2 protein-coding genes are annotated in these 1,190 nt (G+C 51.2%); both read right to left on the bottom strand.

The genetic code is table 11. From position 1 onward, the window contains the following. Positions 1 to 286 (bottom strand): DUF6531 domain-containing protein (locus tag EZI54_RS23795; RefSeq protein WP_131484325.1); only part of this gene is annotated, 286 nt, incomplete at its 3' end. Positions 287 to 657: 371 nt separating this feature from the next. Beyond that, on the bottom strand, positions 658 to 1,190 hold a 533-nt coding region (locus EZI54_RS23790; RefSeq protein ID WP_207389344.1), incomplete at its 5' end, for an RHS repeat domain-containing protein.

Here is a 1,190-nt window from a genome sequence, read left to right as displayed (position 1 = left end):
GCCAGGACGTAAAGGCATAGCCCGCCGTTGCGTTGCCCTTGAACGTATAACGCACCCCGCCGGTCCAGTTGACGGCATAGGTGGTCAGGCCATCATCCCCACTTGTTTTAGTTCGTGCCTCGATGGATTGGGTGTAGGGAAAAAACCACTGGCCCTGGCCGAGCGCTTCAGGGTTCGGACCCACGGTGTAGAGATAGCGTCGTTGCAGGGTCAGGCCACCGGCCGAGGCATCCTGCTCGGTCTGGTAGCTGTTGCCGTTACGGACATCGATGGGGTCACCGACCACGGAGGCACATGAGGGCTTTTCTTCGGTGACGCACTCACCTAAATCATTATCGAATTTGCTTCCTGATGGGCAGCTCGATGCATCGCAAGAGACTCTTTTATCAGTCCATCTGTTTCTATAGCAGTAATATTCGTTGCCAGATTCATAAGTCGGCGTATCCGGACTGCATCCTGACACTGGAGACGAGGCATATTTTTGAAATGTACAGCCTGCGTAACCACATGTTCTTACGGTACACACGTTATCAGCGGAGGCTTGCGACATCGGAACTACCATAAGAATCAGACATATTGCCAAAAGCTTTAAGAGTTGGCGGTCGCTGACAAAGCGAGTTAGATGACAATATTCTGGCATGTTCAATCCTTGAGCCTTTAGTTATCGGTACCCAGTTCGGAACGCAGGATTAACCGTTGTTTGTCGTCGTATTGATATTCAACAGCTTTGATGGGATTTGAAATTCTGGTCGGCAGGCTCGTGGCACTGTGCCAATCAGTTGTTGTCACTCTCTTGACATTGCTTCCTGCACCAAAGGTCGCATTCGTCACCAAACCGCGTTCGTTGTACTCGTAGCGAGTGACATGGCCGTCCCAATCGGTTGCTTTAACCAGCCTCCCATCGCCATCGTACTCATTCTCGCGATTGGCCGCCGCGCAGTTAGACGAAGCCTGCCCTTCAATTTGAACAAGCCGTTTGGCCCCTTGAATGGGTTCGTAATGATAGATGGACGATTTTCCTAAAGCGTTAGTCACGCGGGTTTCGGTATCTGAGAGATACTCCGAGCTATGGTGATTTCTGGTGTATGGAGGCAAGTTGAAGAGGTGGCGTATCCTGTTGGTTGATCTCGCCAGATCACAACCAACAGAGGAATGATACGCCATGTCAAAGTCTACCCTGCACGCTCTTT

Source organism: Marinobacter halodurans (assembly GCF_004327985.1).
GTDB lineage: Bacteria > Pseudomonadota > Gammaproteobacteria > Pseudomonadales > Oleiphilaceae > Marinobacter_A > Marinobacter_A halodurans.
The sequence above is the reverse complement of the archived record's forward strand: the minus strand, read 5'-3'. Positions and strand labels throughout refer to the sequence as shown.